Origin of the sequence: Pseudoalteromonas sp. SG45-1, assembly GCF_014164135.1 — a bacterium.
In the GTDB taxonomy this organism is placed as follows: Bacteria; Pseudomonadota; Gammaproteobacteria; order Enterobacterales; family Alteromonadaceae; genus Pseudoalteromonas; species Pseudoalteromonas distincta.
The window spans coordinates 1-15854 of record NZ_JACJEP010000005.1 but is presented as its reverse complement, the minus strand read 5'-3'; the positions used below and the strand labels follow the sequence as shown (position 1 = coordinate 15854).

Annotated in this window: 18 protein-coding genes and 1 pseudogene; 2 read left to right on the top strand and 17 right to left on the bottom strand. The window is 37.0% G+C overall.

All coding sequences use genetic code 11. From position 1 onward, the window contains the following. Window positions 1-5: 5 nt before the first annotated feature. Window positions 6-1244: a sugar MFS transporter gene (locus tag H5117_RS06170; RefSeq protein ID WP_182736658.1), complete on the bottom strand. Its 1239-nt coding sequence runs from the start codon at window positions 1242-1244 to the stop codon at window positions 6-8. Between the two features lie 175 nt (window positions 1245-1419). After that, on the bottom strand, window positions 1420-2427 hold the full coding sequence (locus H5117_RS06165; RefSeq protein ID WP_182693045.1) for a LacI family DNA-binding transcriptional regulator: 1008 nt from the start codon (window positions 2425-2427) through the stop codon (window positions 1420-1422). A 285-nt stretch (window positions 2428-2712) separates the two neighbouring features. Between H5117_RS06165 and H5117_RS06160 the strand changes: the two genes are divergently transcribed. Then, the gene (locus H5117_RS06160) at window positions 2713-4965 is read left to right on the top strand and encodes a TonB-dependent receptor (RefSeq protein ID WP_182736656.1); all 2253 of its coding nucleotides are present in this window, start codon (window positions 2713-2715) and stop codon (window positions 4963-4965) included. A gap of 70 nt (window positions 4966-5035) precedes the next feature. On the opposite strand, the gene H5117_RS06155 is transcribed toward H5117_RS06160, so the two are convergent. The 5 genes from H5117_RS06155 to H5117_RS06135 form a co-directional block, all read right to left on the bottom strand. Further along, window positions 5036-5557, bottom strand: coding sequence for a hypothetical protein (locus H5117_RS06155; protein ID WP_182716251.1), 522 nt, complete (start codon window positions 5555-5557; stop codon window positions 5036-5038). Window positions 5558-5613: 56 nt separating this feature from the next. Then, entirely contained in the window at window positions 5614-7152 is a 1539-nt protein-coding gene (locus tag H5117_RS06150; protein WP_182736645.1) for an EAL domain-containing protein, read from the bottom strand. Window positions 7153-7230: 78 nt separating this feature from the next. Continuing rightward, on the bottom strand, window positions 7231-7866 hold the full coding sequence (locus H5117_RS06145) for an SGNH/GDSL hydrolase family protein (protein WP_182736884.1): 636 nt from the start codon (window positions 7864-7866) through the stop codon (window positions 7231-7233). An 8-nt stretch (window positions 7867-7874) separates the two neighbouring features. Further along, window positions 7875-8387 (bottom strand): DsrE family protein, encoded by a 513-nt coding sequence (locus H5117_RS06140; protein WP_024595603.1) that lies wholly within the window; start codon window positions 8385-8387, stop codon window positions 7875-7877. Between the two features lie 65 nt (window positions 8388-8452). Continuing rightward, window positions 8453-8926, bottom strand: coding sequence for a flavodoxin family protein (locus H5117_RS06135; protein ID WP_182674961.1), 474 nt, complete (start codon window positions 8924-8926; stop codon window positions 8453-8455). Window positions 8927-9003: 77 nt separating this feature from the next. Between H5117_RS06135 and soxR the strand changes: the two genes are divergently transcribed. Continuing rightward, the gene (gene soxR / locus H5117_RS06130; RefSeq protein WP_024595605.1) at window positions 9004-9465 is read left to right on the top strand and encodes a redox-sensitive transcriptional activator SoxR; all 462 of its coding nucleotides are present in this window, start codon (window positions 9004-9006) and stop codon (window positions 9463-9465) included. Between the two features lie 14 nt (window positions 9466-9479). On the opposite strand, the pseudogene H5117_RS06125 reads toward soxR, so the two are convergent. From H5117_RS06125 to H5117_RS06085, 10 genes and pseudogenes are all read right to left on the bottom strand, one after another. Next, window positions 9480-10325: pseudogene (locus tag H5117_RS06125) on the bottom strand (lipase family protein); the annotation flags it as partial. Window positions 10326-10372: 47 nt separating this feature from the next. Beyond that, a complete protein-coding gene (locus H5117_RS20650) occupies window positions 10373-10645 on the bottom strand; it encodes a hypothetical protein (RefSeq protein WP_259395063.1) in 273 nt (90 codons plus the stop codon). Between the two features lie 23 nt (window positions 10646-10668). Further along, on the bottom strand, window positions 10669-11100 hold the full coding sequence (locus H5117_RS06120) for a DUF4198 domain-containing protein (RefSeq protein ID WP_253188801.1): 432 nt from the start codon (window positions 11098-11100) through the stop codon (window positions 10669-10671). 239 nt (window positions 11101-11339) lie between these two features. Then, a complete protein-coding gene (locus tag H5117_RS06115; protein WP_182736643.1) occupies window positions 11340-12119 on the bottom strand; it encodes a hypothetical protein in 780 nt (259 codons plus the stop codon). 90 nt (window positions 12120-12209) lie between these two features. After that, window positions 12210-12476, bottom strand: coding sequence for a hypothetical protein (locus tag H5117_RS06110; protein WP_182736641.1), 267 nt, complete (start codon window positions 12474-12476; stop codon window positions 12210-12212). Between the two features lie 774 nt (window positions 12477-13250). Further along, window positions 13251-13688 (bottom strand): hypothetical protein, encoded by a 438-nt coding sequence (locus H5117_RS06105; protein WP_182736639.1) that lies wholly within the window; start codon window positions 13686-13688, stop codon window positions 13251-13253. Between the two features lie 7 nt (window positions 13689-13695). Then, window positions 13696-14166, bottom strand: a complete 471-nt coding sequence (locus tag H5117_RS06100) for a hypothetical protein (protein WP_182736637.1) — start codon at window positions 14164-14166, stop codon at window positions 13696-13698. A gap of 138 nt (window positions 14167-14304) precedes the next feature. Then, on the bottom strand, window positions 14305-14568 hold the full coding sequence (locus tag H5117_RS06095; protein ID WP_182736635.1) for a hypothetical protein: 264 nt from the start codon (window positions 14566-14568) through the stop codon (window positions 14305-14307). A gap of 166 nt (window positions 14569-14734) precedes the next feature. After that, the gene (locus tag H5117_RS06090) at window positions 14735-15223 is read right to left on the bottom strand and encodes a hypothetical protein (RefSeq protein WP_182736632.1); all 489 of its coding nucleotides are present in this window, start codon (window positions 15221-15223) and stop codon (window positions 14735-14737) included. Between the two features lie 60 nt (window positions 15224-15283). Next, window positions 15284-15781, bottom strand: coding sequence for a hypothetical protein (locus tag H5117_RS06085; RefSeq protein WP_182736630.1), 498 nt, complete (start codon window positions 15779-15781; stop codon window positions 15284-15286). Between the last annotated feature and the right edge of the window lie 73 nt (window positions 15782-15854).

Genomic DNA, 15854 nt, shown 5'->3' with positions numbered 1-15854 from the left:
TACTGTTAAGCTGTTGTTGCGTGTTGTGAGATAGCGTCGGTTCGTTTTTTGAAAAAAATCACGCTAATAAAAATCAAACTAATGGGAACCAAAGAAAGGTAAAACGCATGCTGGCCACTAAAGTGCTCAAATACATAACCAGTTATTATTGAGCCTGTTGTTCCACCAAGTGCTGAAAAAACTACAATTAAGCCAGTCATAGCGGCATGACGATGTTTTTCAAGAGCGCTGAGAATAACTGAGTTAAGTACCGGATAAATAGGCGCCATGAAAAAGCCAATTAACGGTAAAATAAATGCAGCAAGTGGTGCATCAAATAAGCTAATTACTGTATTTTCAGTAACATTCTCAGTAAGCGGTAGGGTAATAAGTATGAGGCCGGCCATCGCAATTAAACAACTGCTCAATACAACAAACCAGTGAATGTGTTTAAGTACTTGCCCTGCTACTAAGCGCCCAAATGCAAGTGCCGCAGCAAAAATACTGGCCAGCTGAATACTAATAGCTATAGGAAGTTTTAAAACTTCATTATTGAATGTGGGTAGCCAAGTACCGACGCCCTGCTCAATTAATACGTATAAAAAAGCACTAATTATAAATATGAGTACCAACGGTTGATATGTTAGCTTAAGCATGGCGATAAAATCGAACCAACCAGAGCGTTTAGTTTTACTTATAATGGCGGGCTTTATAGGCGCAGCAATTACGCTCGCTATAACGATTAGGGCCAGAGCTGCTAGTAAGTAATAAACGTTGAGCCACGCGGTTGAATCGTTTGGATCTATAAAAGCAGTAAAAATCCAATAGCCACTTAACACACCAACCATGAAAATGCCCTCAATGGTGTTTAACAATGAAGAGTGGCTATTTGCATCATCTGTCACTTGGCCGATAATAGAGTAAACCGACACTTTAACCACAGCAAAGCCACAACCAATGGCGGCAAATAAAATTTTAAACACATAAAAGTCACTAATTAAAGCCGTACTTACACAAGCAAGGGCAACAACAGTAAGTGCCCCAAGCATAGCCAGTTTATAGCCTAGGCGAGGAATAAACGAAGCCACTACAAATGACATTATCGCAATGGATAAATCTTTAAACCCCTCAAGCACTGAAGCTTCTGTTTTACTTACCCCAAGGGTATTTATTGCCTGCAAAATAACGGTGCCCACGCTATTTAACAAAATAGCGAAAATAAAGTAACTTGCTGCAATTGCCAGTGTGACTTTTGTTTTACTCATAATTGTCCTCGCTTTACAGCGTTATTTAAACGCTATAACGACCTTTATTGTATGCCCATAACGAGTGCATACACAGTGTGTGTTTATATCAGTGAGGTTTGAGTTTAGTTTAGAATAGCCCACAATGCAATCGTTTGCATTTTAAATTTAACATTAAATCAACATGATTTATAAACTATCTTTTACTTGATTGGCGGGTAATCAGTTCAATATCAATTACTTGTGATTCAACTTTTTCACCAGCTAGTTGCTGCATCAATTTTTGAACTAATAGCGTGGCTGCGTACTGTGTGTTTTGTCGGATAGTTGATAATGAAGGGTGGCTAATGTCGGCCATAGCAATATCATCAAAACCTACTAGAGCGACATCATTAGGAATGCTTACATAACGCTCTTTTAAGGCTTTCATGGCACCTAAGGCAACCATATCACTACATGCAACTATAGCATCAAAATAAAGGCCTTTTTCACGCAGTAATTGGTTAATTGATTGATATGCTGAGCTACTTGTAATATCAATAGATACAACATGTTGCTCTAATTTATGGGATGCTAATGCGGCAGAGTACCCTCTATGACGCTCACTAATTTCACCATGTTCTGGGTCGCCTAAAAATACAATGTTTTTAGCTCCGTGCTCTATTAAATGCGTTGTTGCTTGCAAGCCTCCCAAGTAATTGTCACTTCCTACAATGGGGTAGTTGCTAGGTGTTTTAGGGTCTCCCCATACCACCAGCGGAATACCTGCGTTAGCTGCATTTTCTATATTGATTTGGTTTTTACCTTGACCTACAACAATAATACCGTCTGCACGGCGGCTATTAATAAAATAATTAGCCCAATCGTCTTGCGCCATGATTGAATTAGATAGTAAAAGCTCTAACCCTTGCTGATTAAGTGCAAGATTAATTTCGCTCACTACTTTAAGTAAAAACGGATCGCTAATCGACTGCTCTGTTTGTTCGTCAAGGTTAATTATAACCGCAACTACATTGGTTTTTTGTGTCCGCAACCGACTTGCAGCCGTATTAAGGCTAAAATTATGCTCTTTAGCTAAGCGCTGAAGTTTATCGCGGGTTTCTTGCTTAATTAGCGGATTATCATTAAGCGCACGCGAAACTGTAGAGGTAGACACGCCTGCTAGTTTCGCTAAATCAGTTAATTTAATTTTTTTGTTATTCATGATCTTCCTAAATAGTCGCTTACCACTGATCAATACAATTATCTAACTCGCTGACAATATAGCATTATTATTTTTTGCTGGCGCGAACAACGACCTAAAAAGTGTTTAACATATAAATAAGCTCAATAAATAAACTATATAAATTCATAAATAATTTACAAATAAATATTGCAAACGTTTGCATTTATCTCTAAGGTTTCAATATACACAGCCTATTTACAATGATTTTTAGTAAAAAGGCTGCAGAAATACACTGTTTAATACACTAAAAACGGGATCACACACATGAAAATCAATAAAGCAAAAAGCACATTAGCGTGTGCAATTACTTTAGCGCTTAGCACTCAATGCGCATTTGCAGCAGAGCAAACACAAGAAAACCAGAAAGTTGAGCGCATTGTGGTATCGGGAACACCTACGGGTGTTGGAGTTAGAAAGATAGATGCCAGCTATGCGGTAACTAATATCGATAGTGAACAAATTATTAAACTGTCTCCAAAAAGCACCGCTGACTTGTTTAAAGCAATACCTGGTGTTTGGGTAGAAAGCTCAGGTGGTGAATCGGGCGCTAATGTATTTGTTCGTGGTTTTCCTGGTGGTGGTGATGCCCCATTTTTAACACTCAGTATTGAAGGCTCACCTATTTATCCTGCTTCAACATTGTCATTTTTAGAGAACTCATCAATGTTTCGTATTGATGAAACCATTGAGACAGTAGAAGCCCTGCGTGGTGGACCTAATCCTGTTTTATCTAACGGACAACCAGGATTAACAACCAATTTTAGATTAAAACGTGGTGGCGAAGAAACAGAAGGCTTATTTAAATACACAACTTCTGATTACGACTTACAGCGAGTTGATGCTGTGATGAGTGGTGAAATTACTGACGATTTATACTTTATGGTTGGCGGTTACGTAAAAAGCTCACCGGGTATTCGTGATGCGGGCTTTACTTCTGAAAAGGGTAGCCAATTTACAATCAACATTACTAAAGATTTAGACAACGGTGAGCTTAACTTTTATACCCGCCAAACAGACGATCACGGTGCATGGTACTTACCAACACCCCTTAATGTTGATGGTATTGACGCAGAATATACGCAACTTGGTACGCTAAATCGTCAAGCAACAATATTTACAGGCCCCGATGCACAAGCACTTGATATTGACCTAGGTGATGGCCGAGGATGGGACGGCCATGTTTCGGGCGGTAGTATTAAGCTAGAGCTAAAAGGTGGTTGGCATTTTTCAGATCGCTTTAACATTACCAAAGGCGATGCAAATACCTACGGTTTAGTACCTAGTGGCTCAGCAACAACGGTTGGAGCAGTTGCTGATAACGGCCAAACTGCATTTGGAGCAGTTACAAACACTGAATACGCAAGCGATACCCCAGTCCAACAACTTGGTCGATGGGTAGTACTTAAAGAAATCAGCTCATTTACTAATGATTTAGCTTTTTCGAAAAAATTTGGCGACCTATCAACAACCTTTGGATATTACACTGCAAGTACTTCAGCAAAAGATAGGTGGAGCTTAGGTAACACTGCATACCATGTACTTGAATCAGGTGGCGAAGCATTGGCTGGGATTGAATGTAATCAAAACACCGATGGTTGTGATTTTAACTACGACATAAGCTCAACAGGTGATGCGCGCACTAACGCGTTTTATGTCACCGGTGAATACAAATTTGCTGATGCGTTTACACTTGATGTTGGCGTACGTCAAGAAAACCACGAAGTAGAATACAGTGTAGATGAGGGCCTTGACGGTATTATTACTAAAACCGTTAGCTATGATGAAAGTAAAACATCGTGGACTACAGGGTTAAACTATTCAATTAATGATGATATGGGTGTGTTTGCCCGTGTTAACCGTGGTTATAAAATGCCTTACTTTGATGACTTTAGAGATAACTTTGATGCTTACGAAGGCGGCGAAAAGCTTATTAAAGAAATAACTCAAGGCGAGCTTGGCTATAAGTTAATTACTGAATCAACCGACTTTTATGCAACCGTATTTGTAAATGAAGTTAAAGGCGACATATTTGTAAGACGACCTGGCGTACCAGCAGAAATTTTAACAAACGAAGCATACGGTATAGAGCTTGATTACAACTTTAATCATGATTCTGGTTTTTCTGTTAATTTAAATACGACATTACAAGATGCTGAAATTACAGAGAGCCCAACAAACGATGGTAACCAGTCGCAGCGCCAACCAAAATGGCAAGTACGTATAACGCCAAGTTACGATTTTGAGCTACAAGGTATGTATGCAACTTTATACGGTACACTTTCAGCGGTTGATGATCGCTTTGGCAATAACGAAAACACTGTAACACTCGATGGCTACGAAAAAGTTGATTTAGGTTTAATATTAGAACCAATGGAAGGCATCAAGCTTCAAGTAGCAATAGATAACTTAACGGATGAGCAAGGCATTACAGAAGGCGATCCACGTAATGCTGATGCACCAAATGGTCGTTACATTATGCCTCGTACAACGCGCTTTAGTGTAAGTTACGCGTTTTAAATAAAATACAATATAAAGGGAGCATTCGCTCCCTTTCACTTTAATTAACCTCAACAAATAAATTTAAAGGCTACTCAATATTCGCTTTTAATTTATTTAACGCATCAACCGAAAAACCTCGATCATAAAAATATAAAATTTCGCCGCTGCTATTTATAAGTACCACACGAGAGTTATTTGGGCTTTGATTACCTGTAAACTTTTGAACTGTCTCGCCATCTTTATAAATAGTGATTACCCCACCCCATAATTCTTTAGGGATGCCTTTGCGCATACCGCTGTCTATAAATGTGCTAAACATACGTGGTGCCATGCCGGCAATGGTTGGTAGTTCGTATGTAGGGAGCGTTACGCCCGCCATATCTAAACCAATTAACCAACGGTCTATATCAAACTGGCTGTCTTGCTTGTACCCAATGAGCAGTAGTGTTTTATCTGCTTTAAAATCACTAGGTATAGTCACCATAGTTTGCTCTAAGCTTTCACCACTAATGCTTGGGAACTGCTTACCTGTTAATTGCTGGTTTGGGTACTGTGTTGTACATGCGCTAAGTAGTAAAAGTGCAAAAGCACTTAATGTTAATTTGATCATAATAAACCTAATATTTATAAATTTCATACCGATACGTTTAGTATGGCAGCTGAGATCTAAAAATGCTGATTAGTTATATAATTTTTAAATTTAGACGCAGTCATGGGTTTACCATACTTCCAGCCTTGTCCGTAATGCACACCCGCTGTTTTTAAAATGGCTTCTTGCTCAGTGGTTTCAATACCTTCTGCTACACAGGTATAATTAAACTTATGCACAAGTTCCATAATATTCGGGATCATAGAGGCTTTTAAGCCCTCAGTTGTTATATCTTGAACAAACGTACGATCAATTTTAAGTTGATGAAAGCTCAAATTTTGTAAATTTCTTAAATTCGAATAACCCGTACCAAAGTCATCTAATGATAAGTTAAATCCCGATTCAACCAAGGTTCTAAAATGAGCATGCGCGATGCTTGTATCAAGGTATTCGTCTTCAGTTATCTCTAAACAAATAATAAAGCGTGAATTGGTAAGCTCTGTAATTTGTGGCAGCAACGACACGTTACCCAGCTCTACATCACACGGAAATATATTAAGCGACACTTTAAAGCCTTCAGGCAATACCTCTATAGAAGTTAACTCTTTGATTGTGGTGGCAATCATGGCCTCAGTAAAAGTCCAGGTTAAATTGTTTTTTCTAATAACCGGAATAAACTCATCTGGAAATAAAACACCGTACTTATCTTCAAAACGTGCAAGTACCTCGCAACCAATCAGCTTGCCACTTTGCAAACAAATAATAGGCTGGTAAGTCCAATAAAATGATCCCTTTTTGAGTCCTTTACGAATACGCTGATTAATAGAGCGACGTGCAGCAATTCTTGCATCAACTATTAACGCACTCGATATTCCCGCTAAACAGATTAAAATTAACGAAATTATTAGTAATAAGTGGTTATTAGAAAAAAACAGACTCCAAGGTAAGTGCACTACCACACAATATTGGCTACTTGCAGAACTGCAAACTAAATTAGTTTCGTAAGGAAAGAAAACATTGTTTTTTACTTGAAGGTAGAGATCCTCTTTACCTGCTAAATGATGCAAAGTATTTGGTGTTTTATAAACAACTTCCCAATCTGGCACAGTAATGCCAATGTTGGTAAAGGGAGTACTCTGCATAATTAAATTATAGTCCCCTTGTCTGACTATAATTACCTCCATAGGGCGCTCACTAAATAATAATAGATAAAGCTCTGGCTCAAAACGAACCCTCACCTGTTCATCATCTCGAATAAAGTCAGGCTGTTTGTCGTTAATTGGTTTACTTAATAAGCCTGCACCCGTAGTACAAACTAGCTGATTATCTTTAAAAAAACCTATATCAATTACATATTTTGCGTCAAATAAAGCTCGGCGCATCTCAAGAAGAGTTGTGTTGTCACACTGTTTAAACGCAAGCTTATTTAATGGGGTAAGTATTCGACGCCGCTCTGCAATTGCACCTTCTACATGAGTGAGAATATACTCAGCATCTGACTTTGTTTGTGCTGTTAATTGCTGCGCTGCAAAATTGAGTAAAATTATACAGCCAGTTATAAAAACTAACACTCCGGTTAGAACGGCTATAATAGATTTTTGTTGGTACTTTTTCATAGCATCTCGAAGTTGTTAATTTATATCACTACTTTATTAGATGATTGCATAAGACGCATTAAATTCACACAGATAGATTTAACAATTATTGAGTGAGTTTTGAACCAATTGCGCTATTTTAAAGCCTATTGCCAAATGTTGGATATCATCAAAATGAATCCCATCACCATCTGTTATGTTAATGAACGAGTTAAAATCAATAAAAGCGCACTTATTATTAGCTGCAACGCTTTTAAATGCACTAGAGAGCTTTGTTACTTTTTTATCAGCCTCTTCATAAATACGTAAATACTGCTCGGTAATTCTTATTTTAGGTGGGCTAGCAATAATAATCTTAGGAGATTTTAAAGTACTACCTTGCTGATAATAACTATGTATTGAGTTAATTAAATCATTCAAGCCATCTGCTATTAAAGTAGGTGTTAAATTAAAACGCTTTTTAAGATCGTTTGTACCAAGAGCTATAATAATAAAGTCGAGATCATGCTTATCCAAATAAGGCTTTAAATAGCTAACACCATTAAGCACACCGTCAAACGGGGGATTATGCACTAACGTGCGATTAGGTTGCCCTGCCTCTATTACGTTAAAACCACACCCTAAGTTTTTATTTAAAAGTGATGTCCAACGGGTATTTTCATCAAAGCGTTTACCCGTTACAGGGTTTAAGCCCCATGTATTTGAATCCCCAAAGCAGAGAATATTTTTTATTATTTGAGTCATTAAAATGGATTGAGCGTATAGCCTTGCTGTTGAAGTTGTGCGTGAGCGGTCATAGCCGAAAGCGACATTTTTACACCCTCAATTAAAAGCGCTGGCGTTACTTTAAAGTGAGTAGCAGATTGCCCGCAAACATACACTTTAGTGTTATTTGCTAGTAGCTGCTCAATTAATGCTTGGTTTTTATTGTCAGCGTTAAAGCGTTTTTTATATTCGCTATTAGCTAACACATCAACACTTGCGCTGCCGTGCACAACTAATGCAAGTTGTATGTTTTCAGGCTTTACGCCATGCGCCACATGCATGTTAATAAAACGCGCTAGCGAATTTATTGAATTATTTTGCGCGCCTTTTTCAGCGCCATCAGCAACATCAAATGCTATTTTAAATACCGTAGCGTCATTAATTTCATCATGCTCGGGTACATTGTAATAATTACCATATCCCTTAATTGGTTGCTCTGTTGCATATATTAAAGGGCTAAAAAGCAGCACTAACAATAGTAAATATTTCATAAAACAATCCTGTGTTTTTTAAGATTATTACTAAACTACCAGAGACAACCAAAAAAGGCTGCAATTTAAGCAACCTTTTGGGTACTTTTATGGCTGTGGTTAATAAACTGCATACCTAAATAACTAAACGTATTTTTAAACTGCTCTACAAAACAGGCGGGGGCTTCACTTGATGACGCATTAGAAAGCACTGAAAAATGCTTACTACGTAAACTACGAAGCTTAGGTTTTAATGCTTCATCGTCCATATAATCGGTTATTCTATCGATAAATAATTTCATTTGTACCGTGGTGCTGTACCAATAAACAGGAGACGCGAACACCCAATGATCATATTTTAAAAGTGCTTCAAACACAGCGTAAAAATCATCATTTTTATAGTTTTTGTTATAGCAGTACGGCGCAATTTTATAATCATCTAAGCATATTACACGCACATTATTTTGCTCTGCAAATCCATTAACGTGCGCCTGTGTATTACCATTTTTGCGTGCGCTTGAATAAATAATAACAGTGCTACGCTCAAGTTTTTGTTGCATTTAGTTAGCTCCTTTTTTAATGTTGAAAGAAGCTTAAAACCTCAAGCTATATTGAGGTCAAACGGAAATTAAAAATAATGCCAATAGATCAAAAAAAACTAACTGAGGCCAACTTAACCGTGGGTTATGTAGCAAAGCGTAGCGGCGTAAAAGTATCAACCCTACATTTTTACGAAACAAAAGGACTAATACGTAGCTGGCGAAATGGCGGCAATCAACGCCGCTATAAAAAAGATGTACTGCGCCGCATAGCGGTAATAAAAGCCGCACAAGCAATGGGAATAACCCTTGATGAAATTAAACAAACACTGGCCACATTACCTGATCAGCGCACACCCACGCAAAAAGACTGGGCAGCCCTTTCAAAGCAATGGCAAGCACAGCTGGACGAGCGAATAGCGTATATGCAGCGTTTGCGCGATCGCGTTGATGGATGTATTGGCTGTGGATGCTTATCTATGAGTAAATGCCCTATTTATAACAAAAATGACCACTTAGGCGAAAACCAAAGTGGTGCTATTTTGTTAGAGCGAGATTGAGGGCTAGATTAAAGTTAATCTAAGCCGCTTAGCCCCTCTCTCGCCGCTCGGTATAGAGCGCCTAGGGTTGAATCGAATACCGATTTTATAAAGCTATATGTAAGCTCCACCGCTTTACTGATTACTTTGCCTGCAAACACTAACATATGCCCTAGTAAACCTAAGGTTTGTGTTGCAAACGAGGCTGACGCTTTAGCTATTTTATCTAAAGTACGCGCCAACATATCGTAAAAAGTGAGCCCAGTACCAATAGCAGCTTGAGCTGCTACTGCACTGTAATAGCCCGCATCTTTTAAAAGTGTGACTAACGCAGCCCCTAGCTTATCAGCCCAGTGAGAAGTAAAAGAGGCTTGATTTCTATCTTCAAATTTTAGACACACAGGGGTACTCAAAAAATGATTAGCTTGAATGGTTAAGTTGTTCCAATTATTACTATTGGCTGTGTTTATATAGCCAGGCGTACCATTGAGGGTATGGGCAGCACCTTTTAAACCTTGCCCATTATCTAAGCGAATTTCTTGACCGCTATAAGGTGCATGCGAAAACGGCCACAAAGGTACCTTAGCAACTGGGTCTGCACCATGAGTACAGCGATAAATTTTATCAATTCTCGATGTCGCAGCCCGAGAGAAGTTTTCAAGCCCAACGCGCGGTGAGCCAAACGTATATAGCTTTACAGGTATTGAATATTCAGCTCTAATCCAATCAGCAGAAAGCGTCGCTAATGCACCACCTAAGCTGTGGCCAACTAAATGAATACAATCGGTTACTTTATCTTTAATATTAGCTTCAACAAACTCCTGTAACGCGGGCTTCATACTGTAAAAGGTCTTATTAAATCCAGCATGCACCATACTGCCATTTGAGCCTCCACTTAAACCAAAATGGCCATCAGTTAAGCCATCTCTTAGCGAGTTAGTACTCGAATTGTTATAACCGAATCACCCTGATAATCGCCAAGCCCATGCCCTACTAAAGCAAAACCCGTACTTAAATTAAATAAATGGGAGAAAAAACCGCCCGTTACCCCTTGTACTGCGCCAGGGTTAACTGAAAAGTTAAAATTGTCGCGCAAAGATGCATGAAGTGAACGATGAAGTAAGTTAGTGGTTTTAATGCTTTTTGCTTTATAAGCAAGGTTAGCTAACTGTACCGCTTGGGTTGGCGTCAAAGTATTCATATAAGTTCCCTTTAAATTAATAGTTAAAGTTTACATGATGTGTAAATCGCAAAAGCGTGGCTGGTATCTTCTTTAATTGGAATATCGTATGTTTGCGGCTCTTTAGAAATATCGCACTTCAAGTGTGCAAGAAGCTCTTTAAGTGTGTCACTTTTTTCATGAATTGAAACAAGCGTGTACCATAAAACAATTCCTTCTGGCGTGCCGTTTTCTAAATAAATATGCTGAACCAACGAGTCGTTATCAAACATATTAGAGGGCTTACCTGTTTTTATTGTTTTTTCTGTAAAAGTAAAATAACCGTGTTCGTCTGTTGTGGTTTCGTCAACGTATTCATCGCCATAGGTGAGTGAGCGCATTACTTTAGTGTTTGCAACTGGCTGCCCATTATCTAATAACTGCCCCTTTACTGGAGCCGATAAATAAAATTCTTGTTTATTAAAAAAGCCAAACATATCCGCACAAGCCTGTGATGTAGTAAAAAAAACAACAGTAATAGAGGCTATTACCAACACAAAAATTTTTAAACGCGATAAAAACAAAGCAAACACTCTCCCAAGACCTAGCTATAAGCTACTTAATGTTTATGGCCAATTAATTACATCGACCATATTTATATTAAAAAAAGTAGGGGAACATACTAATTAGGTACAATTATACTGCATGTTTTTTAACCAAAAAAAACAATCCTAATTTAATTATAAAATAGCGTATATATTAATTTACCAATACTACTAAACGCGATACCGCCCACAAGCAAAAAACCATATATAAAACTTATAGCACCCGCTGAAGGATCGCTCCTTTTATCAATTTCTATACATGCCGTGCACACAACAAAAAATATAAAAAAGTTAGCGATAACGCCTAAAATAAAAGCATTGCCAAATAACGGGGATACACCTGTCAAAACTGCGCCCAATATTAAGAGCGAGCCTGAAAATGAATGTTTATTAAACCGGCTCTCAATCATTTTTATAACTAATGTTGCTAACATAAAGAGTAAAAAGTATAGCGTTGGCCAAAACTGATAATACAAATAGCCCCAGTTTAAAAGCTCACCTGTAGTTGATGAATAAGTTTGTTCACCTATGACAGGCGCTGAAGCATTCGCGGCATTTTCGCTAAAAAAATATCCTAACCCACCAATAATTAATTTTATAATCCCAAAAAATAAAAAACTGGCAATAGTAAACCCGATAGCGTCATCTCTTGTTAATCGCTTTTTAGCTTTGCTTTTTACAATAATGGCAAGCATTAAACCTAACAGGCATACACTTCCTAAATAAAGTACCGCTTGCCAAAAGTTATCAGAATAAAATACGGCTAAACCAGGCGCTATAAATAGATACATAGCATCTTCGTTATCTAATGAACGGCTTGGAGTACTCCGATCTGACTCTTTAAAAAGAGCTAAATATACAAATAAAGGCTGTAAAAACAGCATTAAAATACTCGTGGTAATAAGGCTCATAGATCATCCTTGATGAGAAAAAATTAATGCAGCACTAGTGCTGCATCAAAATTAAAAATGTGGGTGCTCAATAATAAAGAGAGGTAGGTGTTATAGGTTTATTTTTTGAAAATATGTTTTAAGTTTTAAAAGCCACGACTCAAGTTCAAATTTTTGTATTTTAGGATTTTTGAATTTAAACCCATTAGAAATATGGGTATTAATCATTGTCGCCATGCCCTCAAACCCAGCTGGCGCAGTGGCAACTAAATCGCTCAACAAAGGGTTTATAAGCACTTGATGCTCTTCTATTAAAGCTGGGTCTTCATATATATCGTAAACAAGGTTAGTTAGTGTTTGTTGGCTTTGTTGTTCCATATCATTTCTATAGCGCCTTAGCTTAGGCGTTCATAGCTCCCTAGAGTTCTAAATTGAATAAAGGTAAATAAAATTTATTACTTTTTGTTCCTTCGGTTACTTTTTGCCATTTCTTTTTCGACAGCAGCACGAGCGTCTTTTATATCTTTAAAAAAATCATACTGATATTTAACAAGACCTTGGTATTTTTCTCCTTTACTTAAATAAAAAGAGAGCAAAATAAAGGCTACATTGATAGCTGTTGAATATAATACCCATTACCTTCTAAAATTATAAAAAACGGTAAACAAATCACAGCTAAAAATAAAGCATAGAATTTTAATATGTTTGCGCAAAAAAAAAGAGCCTTGGCTTACTTTAAAATTTATAAGGCAAAACATAATTCCAACGGAAAACAAAATGCCAAGCAGCCAATCAGGACTTGTATTAAAGTACTGTGTTAACAATGTCATTCCTGAATAAACCATTCCCAAAAGTAAGGTGATTGTTACTAATCAGAACCTACGCAAAAGCTTCCATGGGAGGAATAATAAAAAGGTTTCGGTACCTTTAGCCATTAAAACCATCCCCATAGACCTAACTTTAAATTTTAGCTAATCAAAACTCTTGAGCTTTTTTGAAACGTACCAAACCATACCTACTTATTTAAGTAATTATTTTAGATAGTTTGGAGCCGTTATTACATTAAAAATGTTAAATATATGTCCATTAAAACTTGAATTATTAAAATCATCCACAAATGTGGACGGTATTCTCACCAAACTTTACCCCTAACTACTCTGAACGGTTACAAACAAGTGGAGAAAAGTCTTTATTTTCAATCTTAATTGAACAATTCATATTAACCACATTTTGACTGAGTAGAGATAGCTCCAACTCAAATGTTAGAGTCTGAGATTCAACACTCAGATTGTAGATATCTAAAAATGATAACTTTTTAAAATCATGTGTAACTTTTAAAGCTTCATCATACGCGTTACAAATATTCTTTCGTTTGATAAGCGCATTACTACCTGCTTCTAATATCTCTAATCTTAAACATGGGAACTCGCTATCAGGATGAAATTTTATCCAGCGGAATAAGTTATCATTAACCCTTTCCACATTCATCTCTATAACATCAAAGCTAACATAAGTTTTGTCATCATTACTTATTGCTTCAGTACAAAAAGAAGTAAAAATCAAATAAATGCTAATCATCAATTGTTTCATCATACACCTATGAGTTTATGTATTTAATACGCGCCTGTTGCCTGGCAAGCGGTATACCACCCCAGTTAGCACTTTTATTTATTTCAGCTTTAAAGGATATTAAATCATTGTTCGCAACATGTTTTTGCAAAATTTTACGACTAGCAGGGCGGTAATCTCCTCTAAACCTTAAATCTATCAAAACATTTTTTATCTTCGGGTCTAAATTTAGCCAATCTGTTTTTCCATATGTTTGACTTGTTATAGTTTTATTACATATCCGCTTTACATCAGCTTCCATTTCTTTATAAACAATTTCAAATAGCTTTAATTGCACCTGTGCTGATACTTCAAAATCAAGTAAGTCTTTTTCTATAACAAACTGCTTAGCTGCATTACCCATTTTACCTGCAGCAAGGGCTATAACATTAGCCACTTTATTATCGATGCCCGATTGAATAAGTTGACCACTAATTTTGGAAGATGTTTTATCACGCATATCGTAACCCCGACCAATGGTTAACCCAGACCTATTGGATGGCACATGGAAACAGCGGCTGTGATACACCCCACCTTCTGTACCCTCAGCATCCCATGTTAAGATACCGTAGTTAGGCTTTGTAATTGAGACTTTGGTTTAAATGCTAGATAAAAATTCAACTAACTTTCTAAAAGTCCCTCGGTTCGCAGAAACTATGCCATCTGGATTCCCCATTTTTATAACTTTTTTCTGAAAGTGCTTAATTAGGTCAATAAAGTGGTGATCAACCTTACTATTCACAATAAGGGATAACCCCGTTTTACGTGCATAAGCATTTAAAAGTGAGCGTATCAGTTGTACGTCAGCCGATTTATTTGCTGATTTTAATCCAACGCTTGCAGTCATATTTAAGTTGAACATGAAATTCCTTTTCTATAGAAGTGTATTATTTTAATAATTTTTATTAGAAATAACGGTGCTAATTTGTACTTTAGGTTTGATTTAAAGCGCCGCAGTTATAGTTAATTAAAGTACTGGTTAATGTTATTAATCTCTGCGCTTGAAAAAGCCATTTGCATATTTATTATTAATTTGAATCATCTAAGTCAATCTCAGTGCCAAATGGAACCATTAATGCTTTCTCCACCATATGCTCTACTTTTTCGTCATTTAGCCCCGACAATGAATCAAATAACATCTGACTAAACAGTAGCGGTTTTTCAGCTTCATTCTCACTAAACTCTGCAAACGGGTCATTGTCATAATTATCTGATATTTTAAAACCATTTAGCTTACTAACTTGGTATTCAAGGCTTTTCAAATCACCTAGCTTTCTAACGTAATCAGTTATCTCATCATCATCTTCCGGAAAGTGGTATAAAAAAACACCGTTTTCTGGTAGGTGATACTTTTTAACACATTCATCGCAGTACCAAGTTAAATCATAATTATCATCGAGGAAATCGATTGCATATGGAATTGGCCTTATCTTCCTTTTGCTTGCCATGCTTTTTGCTAAATGACTACACACCTTTTGTGCTGTAATAAATTTATTTATCTCTTCTTTTGTAGGCATTATTTCTCCGTTTTCATCTAAGAAAAATATTAAAGCATCTTTTAAAATCGATTGAATGTTTTACTCTTCTATCAATACTACGATAGATTTATTCTGCTCTGCGGCGTCTCTAAACGTAACAAAGTAGCGGTCGCGAACTATTTCATAAGCTTGCGGGTCGAGCTCACCAGCCCTATGCTCAACATCATCTACTAAGCCTTTACTTTCACTATTATTTATATCAACCTCAAAATACTTTTTTAGCAAAGGAAATAGGTCTTGCACCATCTCACTTGAAAAAAAGCCAAAAGAACCACTTATGTTAGCATCCGGCCCAATTAATTGATGAGGGAAATAGTTAAATGTACAAACTGGCAACAACCCTTGGCCACCTACCACTGCATCAAGTAACTCAATAGCAGGAATAAAGCCACGCATGTTTATCTCTATAGATTGCCATCTAGTAGCTTCATCTTGGGTTATATCTAACAACTCTTGATATCTTTGCTCATCACTTAAATTCAGTGTTGTGGGATAAACATCTTCATCAACAATAAAAAGATTAATTACACTACTCATCATTACCTCTTAAAATTAGTGGTGATAGATTTAATCATTAATTAAATATAACGGTAAATAAAGTGAATCAGTT